The organism is Kitasatospora sp. NPDC059577, from assembly GCF_042735475.1.
Lineage (GTDB): Bacteria > Actinomycetota > Actinomycetes > Streptomycetales > Streptomycetaceae > Kitasatospora.
In genome coordinates this window covers 83,944-90,761 of record NZ_JBHWBZ010000018.1, presented here as the reverse complement: position 1 = coordinate 90,761, position 6,818 = coordinate 83,944, and the positions used below count along the sequence as shown (strand labels likewise).

Sequence of the window (6,818 nt, the reverse complement as noted above, 5' to 3'; positions counted from 1 at the left end):
GGGGGGGGCGGGCGCGCGCGGGCCCGGGGGCGGCGGGGGCGGGCGGCCCGGGGGGGGCGCCCGGGGGGGGGGCGGGCCCCCCCCCCCCGCCGGGTCCCCGGCCGGCGGGGGCCGGACAGGGGCCCGCCCGATCGCGGCACGCTGTCGTGGTCAATGGTCATCAGCGCACGATCTCCCCTGCTGTGTGCCCGGGGTTACGGTGCCCCGGCACCGGTTGGCGCGGGGCGGCCGTCCCGGCCCGGTGGGCGCGGTCCTGACAGCACCTGCTGCCGCCGGCGGCTCTCGGAGCTCCCGTGGCGGGGCCGATCGTGAAGGGATCGGCCGCGGGGGACTCGGTCGCGAGGGGCCCAGCCGTGAATTCCCGATATGAAATCTGAACGAAGCAGGCAAAATCCGACAATACCGAACCAGGCGTTACGGGACGGAAGTTGACTTGCCGTTTCATTCCAGCCGCCCATTAATAGGTATTTCGGATTTGAAGCCCCATCCCCTGTCCGGTTGAGGGTGCGAATTCGCCGACGCCGGAATCGGCGGGCATTCACGGCATGTGAAACGATCAGATCCGCTCTGGGACACGGGCCCTGCGCCGCCCCGCAGCCGGCCCGGCGCCCAGCAGATGCCGGTAGAGGGCGTCCACCTGTTCGACCACGGTGCGCACGTCGTGCCGGGCGACCGCGTGATCGCGCAGGCGCGCGCCGCGTCGCTCGCATTCGATCGGATCGGACAGCGCTTCCCCCATTCGGGTGGCGAGCGCCGCCGCGTCCTCCGGCGGGACCACCGCCTGCTCCCGCTCCGCCGGCGGCAGGCACTCCCGCGCCCCCGGCACGTCGGTCAGCAGCACCGGACGGGCGGCCGCCATCGCCTCCAGCGGGGCCAGCGCCATCCCCTCCCAGCGCGAGGGCAGCACCACCAGGTCGGCCGCCGCCAGCCACGGGCGCGGGTCCGCCACGTCCCCGACCAGCCGGACCCGGGCCGGCTCGGCGCTCTCCCGGACCAGCTCCGCCACCCGCTGCTCGTCCGGCCCGCCGCCGACCAGCGCCAGCCTCGCCTGCGGCACCCGGCGCAGCACCTCCGGCCAGGCGGCGAGCAGCACGTCCTGGCCCTTCTGCCGGCACAACCGCCCGACGCAGACCGCGAGCGGGGCGTCCAGGTCCAGGCCCAGCGCGATCCGGGCGGCCCGACGGTCGGCGGGCGCGTAGTGCCGGACGTCCACGCCGTTGGGCACCACCGCCCAGTCGGCGTGCACCCCGGCGGCCACGCCGTCGGCCCGCTCCTGGACGCTGACGCAGAGCAGCCGGTGCGCCCAGCGGGTGGCAAAGCGCTCCCAGCGCAGGGTGGCGGCGGCCAGCGCGCCGTCCACGGCCGCGAAGGACCAGGCGTGCGGCTGGAACACCGTCGGCACGGCGCCGCGCACCGCCAGCCGGCCGGCCAGCCCGGCCTTGGCGCTGTGCAGGTGGACCACGTCGGGCGCGGCCGCGCGGACGATCCGGCGCAGCCGCCAGGCCTCGGCGGCGGTGCCCGCGCCCGGCGAACGCCCGGCGGGCCAGTCCTGGACCAGCGCGCCCACCGCCGCGGCCTCCTCGGCCAGCCGCCCGCCGCGCGGACAGGCGACCAGCACCCGGTGGCCGGCCTCGCGCTGTCCCCTGACCAAGTCGGCGACGACGCGGGCGACCCCGCCGTCCACCGGTTGCGAAATGTGAAGGATCGTCATATGCACGGCGGCGAGCCTAGGGTGGCTCCCCCGCGCCGGGCGGCCCCCGTCACCCGGAGGTGGCGGTTCGACCACCCGTACGGTGTTCCGCTCGTACGGGTGGCCGACCGCCTCGAATTCCCGCGCGATTCAAGCACGTTGATGGATTCAGGCGACCGAATCGCGCTGCCGGTCGCGTCACCCGGCGACCGCGGCGGGCCTCGGCCGTCCCGACGGACCCTCGATCCGCCTCAGCGGACCTCGACGTGCTTCCGCGGACCTCGATGCGCGTCAGCGGACCTCGGCGGCCAGGTTGGCCAGCACCTGGTCGTGGATCCGGTTCAGGCCCTTGGGGGCGAAGGTGCGCTCGAAGAAGCCGCCGATGCCGGTCGCGCCCTGCCAGGTGGCGGTCACGGTGACCTTGGTGCCGCCCTCACCGGCGGCCGCGACGGTCCAGGTGATCACCATGCTGGAGTTGGCGTCCTTCTCCACCAGCTGGTCGGGCTGCGGCGCCGAGACGGTGAACAGGCAGTCCCGCACCCGCTTCTCGGTGGCCTGCAGCTTCCAGTGCACCTGGGTGCCGGCGCCGGTGCCGCCGACCCGGACCTCGTACTCGCTGTACTGCGCGGGCAGCAGCTTCGGGCGGGTCACCTGGTAGTCGGCCAGCGCCTCGTACACCTGCTCCGGGGCCGCGTCGTAGACCCGCTCGGTGGTGGCCTGCACCTGTCCCATGACCTTGCTCTCCTCGTGTGGTGGGTCGCGCTCTCACCGGCAAGCCAATCACAGGGTCACGCCCGTGACGCGGCGGGATAGGGTGGCCGGTGTGCTCGATCTGGTGACTGCAGTGCGCTACGTCGACCCGCTGCGGGCCGGCGGCTCCGTGCCCGGCGTGGTGGAGACCGACGACCTGGGAACGTACGTGGTCAAGTTCACCGGGGCCGCGCAGGGCCGCAAGGCGCTGATCGCCGAGGTGATCGTCGGCGAGCTGGCCCGGCGGCTGGGCCTGCGGGTGCCCGAGCTGCGGCTGGTGGACTTCGACCCGGCCGTCGCCGCGGACGAACCGGACACCGAGATCCAGGACATGCTCAGGGCCAGCACCGGCCTCAACCTCGGGATGGACCTGCTGCCCGGGGCGCGGGACTTCCGGCCGGGGATGATCGCGGTGGACTCCGTCGAGGCCGGCCGGGTGGTCTGGCTGGACGCGCTCACCGGCAACGTCGACCGCACCGTGCACAACCCCAACCTGGTGGTCTGGCACGGACGGCTCTGGCTGATCGACAACGGCGCCGCGCTGATCTTCCACCACCGCTGGGCGGGGGCCGGGGCGGCGGTCGGCAAGCGGTACGACCTCAGCGCGCACGCCCTCGGCGGCTCCGCCCCGGACGTCGGGCTCGCGGACGAGGAGCTCGGCCCGCTGGTCACCGTGCCGCTGCTGGAGGAAGTGCTGGCGCTGGTCCCGGACGCGTGGCTGGCCGGCGAGCCCGGCTTCGACTCGGTGGACGCCGTCCGGCACGCCTACGTCACCCACCTGGCCGCCCGGGTGGTGCTCTCCGAGCAGTGGCTGCCGGAGGGGTTCGCCACCCCCGAGCAGCTGCGCGAGGCCGAGCGGCGGCAGGCGGCCCGGACCCGGGCCGGGCGGCCGGCCTGGTTGCAGGAGGTGCCGGACCTGCACGGCAAGCCGTCGGTGGAGACGGTCTGGGGACAGCACGTCGACGAGGGCTGACCGCGGGTGGCGGCCGGCGCCGCGGCCGGGACGGCCGAACGGCAGCCGAACGGCGGCCGCGGGTCGGCCCGGACTCAGCCCAGTGCGGGCCGGATCCAGCCGACGTACTCGATCGCGGTGCCGACCAGCAGGCCGAAGCCGGCCGTCGGGAACGCGACGTCCGCGGGCAGCCGCCGCAGCCGGACGACCAGGAACGCCAGGCCCAGCCCGAGCAGCGGCCCGGCGGCGAGCAGCAGGGCGAGCAGCAGCACCGCGGCCGGCGAGCTGCCGGCGGCCAGGCCCATCACCGCGACCACCAGGCCGCCCGCGCCGAGGGTGGCCAGCATGGGTGCGGCGAGCAGCAGTTGGCCTACGCCCAGGGCCAGCGCGACCCGGTTCCGCCGGCCGGGGAGGCCCGGTGCGCCGAGGGTGGTCGGCCGGCCGGGGACGCTCTGCGCCATGTCGCTCAACTCCTGTGGTGACTCCGGTGGGTACGACTCCATCCTGTGCGGCGGGCGTGGCGGCGGCCTGAGTACGGGTACTCAAACGCGACCGGGGAGCGGGACCCAGTGGTCCCGCTCCCCGGCTCAGCGATCAGGTGTCGTCGTGGTCAGCCCCTCAGCGCCACCACTGGACCGCCTTCTCGGCGTTGATGATGCCCGCGCCGTAGAAGCCGTTGTCGTCCGCGCCGCCCTCACAGGTGGCCTTCCACTGGCCGGCGCCGCCGGGGTTGAAGTCACCGGTCGGGCACGGGTGCGACTCGGCCTGGCTGGTCAGCATCTCGGTCAGCTCGTCCGGGCTGGCCCACGGGAAGGTGCTGGCGAGCAGGGCGAGGACGCCGGTGGTGTGCGGGGAGGCCATCGAGGTGCCCTGCATGTAGCCGTACTTGCCACCGGGGATGGTGGACAGGATGCGGCCGTCCTTGTCCGGGGTGTTCGGGATCTGGTAGCGCTTGTCGCCACCCGGCGCGGCGACGGTCACGACGCCCTTGCCGTAGCTGGAGTAGTACGACTTCTCGCCGTTGACGCCCACCGAGGAGACGGCGATGACGCCCGGCAGCTCGGTCGGCAGCGACAGGCAGTCGTTGGTGACCGGGCGGGTGCCCGGGGTGGTGTCGTCCGGGCTGGAGACGTCAGTGGTCTTGTGCGCCAGGTCGATGTTCTCGTTGCCCGCCGCGGCGACGTTGAGGACGCCCTTGCGCTGCGAGAACGCGACGGCCTTCTTGACGGCGGCGGTGATGGCCGCCTGGTCCTTGTCGTTCGGGCAGTTGAACATCCACGGGTCGACGTAGTAGCTGTTGTTGGTCACCTTGAACTGGTGCTCACCGGCCCACACGAAGCCGCAGATCGCGTACTCCGGGTAGATGAACCCGCCGTCGTCGACGACCTTGACCGCGGCCAGCTTCACGTTCGGGGCGATGCCGACGATGCCCTTGCCGTTCTTGGCGGCGGCGATGGTGCCGGCCACGTGGGTGCCGTGGTCGCCGTCGGGGCCCGGCTGCCAGGCCTTCCAGTCGGTGTTCGGCTTGCCGCCGTCGATGCAGGAGACCGACTGCGAGGCGTCCACGTTGGCGGCCAGGTCCTCGTGCGTGGCGTCGATGCCGGAGTCCAGCACGCCGACGGTGACGTTGCGGCTGCCGAGCGAGATCTTGTGCGCCTTGTCGACACCGATCTGGCGCATGTCCCACTGGTTGGCTTCCAGCGGCTCCTGGCCGGCGGCGGGCGCGGTGGTGGGCGCCGGGGCGACCTCGGCCTTGCCCTGGTCGGCGGCGGTGATGCCCTTGGTGCGGCTGGCGCCGACCGAGTCGACGCCCTTGGCCAGACGCAGCTTCTCGGCGAACTTGGTGTCCGTCGAGCGGGCGATGACGACGCCGATCTGCTCGTACGAGTAGACCACCGAGCCGCCGAGGCTCTTGACGGCCTGCTCGACCTTCTGCACCTGGCCGTGGTTGGCCTTGGTGTTGACGACGTAGCTGAGCAGCGGGCCGGTCGTCGGGTCGGCCGTGGGAGCCGCGACGGCGGTGCCGGCCGGGAGCGCGAGGGCGCCGGCGGTGGCGAGCACGAGGCCCACTGCCGCGTACCGGGTCCGGCTGATCCGAGGAACTCTCATTGGGGTTGGCCCTCCCGAGTCGTCATCCGGCAGCTGCGGTTGGCAGGTGCACTGGGAATGACCGGAACTTAATGAATATTCGATGAGATGCGCAAGAGGTAGTCATCTAATCGTCACATCTAGAGCAACAAGAGAGGTTGAGAGTTCGCAGATCAACAAGGGCAACAGGGCCAAGATTGTTAAAAAGTGATGGTTCGCCGACGTGCGGCCACCCACTTCGGAAGCGCCTTCACCGGCCCCGGCCACACCCTGAGGTGCAGCTGTGACGACCTTCCGGGCTGCTACAACCCGTACAGCCGACGGGCGTTGTCGGCGGCGACCGAGTGCGTCAGCCGCTGCGCGTCGGCCGCCGCACACGCACCGTCGGACTGCCACCGATCCAGCAACTCAGCCAGTCCGTGCCGGAACTGACAGGTGCCCACCAAGAAAAGTTCGGGCAGCCCGTAGGCGTCGGTGGAGAACAGCAATTTTCCGAACGGCGCCAGTTCCAGCATCTCGCCCAGCACCTCCGCCACCCGGGGCCCGGTGTACGAGGCGGTCAGCCCGAGGTCGGTGAAGACCGTCGGGAAGGCCTGGGCCAGCCAGGCGGCCTGGCGGTGGTACGGGTAGCAGTGCAGCAGCACCAGCGGGACGCCGCTGGGCTCGGCGGCGCGCACGAAGTCCGTCAGCAGGGACGGGTCGGCCCGGTGCAGGGTGAGGTCCGGATCGCCGAAGCCGGTGTGGAGCTGGAGGGGCAGACCGAGCTCGGCGCAGACGTCCACGGCCGTCCAGAGCAGGTGGTGCAGCAGGACCGGGTCGGTCAGCCGGCCGTGCCCGCCGCGCAGCCGGGCGCCGGCCGCGGCCACCACGGCCGACCGGGCGGGCCGGTGCGCCGGGGCCGCCAGGCCGTGCCGGTAGGCGAGCACCGACTTGACCGCGACGGCACCCCGGGCGGCGGCCGCCAGCGCCTCGGCGACGGCCCCGGGCCAGTCCTCGGCACCGGCCGTCACCGACCCGGCGACCGTCTCCAGTCGGACCACCTCGCGCACCGACGCCCCGGCCAGCTCGGCGAGTTCGGCCGGGGGCAACAGCGGCAGGCCCGCGGCGGCGGTCAGTCCGGTGTCCACCAGCAGGGTGTCCAGCCCGGCTGCGGCGAGCAGCCGGGCGGTCGCGTCGGCGGCGCCCCACACCCGCCCCCCGGCCCCGTATTCGAACCCCCGGGCGGGCCACGGCCCGCCCAGCACCGGGGGGCCCCCCCCCCCCAACGCGACTTCGCACCGCTGCTGCGTGTCGTGCGGGACCAGGGCCTGCTGGAGCGTCGCACGGACCGGTATGTGC

General features: G+C 73.4%; 6 protein-coding genes. 1 reads left to right on the top strand and 5 read right to left on the bottom strand.

Annotated elements, in window-relative coordinates; all coding sequences use genetic code 11:
* Window positions 1-556 precede the first annotated feature (556 nt).
* Window positions 557-1,711 (bottom strand): glycosyltransferase, encoded by a 1,155-nt coding sequence (locus ACFV0O_RS17020; RefSeq protein ID WP_380342064.1) that lies wholly within the window; start codon window positions 1,709-1,711, stop codon window positions 557-559.
* Between the two features lie 270 nt (window positions 1,712-1,981).
* Window positions 1,982-2,422, bottom strand: coding sequence for an SRPBCC family protein (locus tag ACFV0O_RS17015; RefSeq protein WP_380342061.1), 441 nt, complete (start codon window positions 2,420-2,422; stop codon window positions 1,982-1,984).
* A gap of 91 nt (window positions 2,423-2,513) precedes the next feature.
* On the opposite strand from ACFV0O_RS17015, the gene ACFV0O_RS17010 reads away from it, so the two are divergent.
* Window positions 2,514-3,413, top strand: a complete 900-nt coding sequence (locus ACFV0O_RS17010; RefSeq protein ID WP_380342058.1) for a HipA family kinase — start codon at window positions 2,514-2,516, stop codon at window positions 3,411-3,413.
* Window positions 3,414-3,487: 74 nt separating this feature from the next.
* Here the strand turns inward: ACFV0O_RS17010 and ACFV0O_RS17005 are convergent, their stop codons facing one another.
* The 3 genes from ACFV0O_RS17005 to ACFV0O_RS16995 form a co-directional block, all read right to left on the bottom strand.
* Complete coding sequence (locus ACFV0O_RS17005) at window positions 3,488-3,853, bottom strand: hypothetical protein (RefSeq protein WP_380342055.1); 366 nt, start codon at window positions 3,851-3,853, stop codon at window positions 3,488-3,490.
* Between the two features lie 157 nt (window positions 3,854-4,010).
* Window positions 4,011-5,501: a S8 family serine peptidase gene (locus tag ACFV0O_RS17000; RefSeq protein ID WP_380342052.1), complete on the bottom strand. Its 1,491-nt coding sequence runs from the start codon at window positions 5,499-5,501 to the stop codon at window positions 4,011-4,013.
* A gap of 281 nt (window positions 5,502-5,782) precedes the next feature.
* A partial coding sequence (locus ACFV0O_RS16995) for an amidohydrolase family protein (protein ID WP_380342049.1) occupies window positions 5,783-6,818 on the bottom strand: 1,036 nt, incomplete at its 5' end.

Excerpts from the sequence above, each read along its gene's own strand:
- ACFV0O_RS17020 (WP_380342064.1), bottom strand. The coding sequence starts at position 1,711 with ATGACGATCCTTCACATTTCGCAACCGGTGGACGGCGGGGTCGCCCGC.
- ACFV0O_RS17015 (WP_380342061.1), bottom strand. The coding sequence starts at position 2,422 with ATGGGACAGGTGCAGGCCACCACCGAGCGGGTCTACGACGCGGCCCCG.
- ACFV0O_RS17005 (WP_380342055.1), bottom strand. The coding sequence starts at position 3,853 with ATGGCGCAGAGCGTCCCCGGCCGGCCGACCACCCTCGGCGCACCGGGC.
- ACFV0O_RS17000 (WP_380342052.1), bottom strand. The coding sequence starts at position 5,501 with ATGAGAGTTCCTCGGATCAGCCGGACCCGGTACGCGGCAGTGGGCCTC.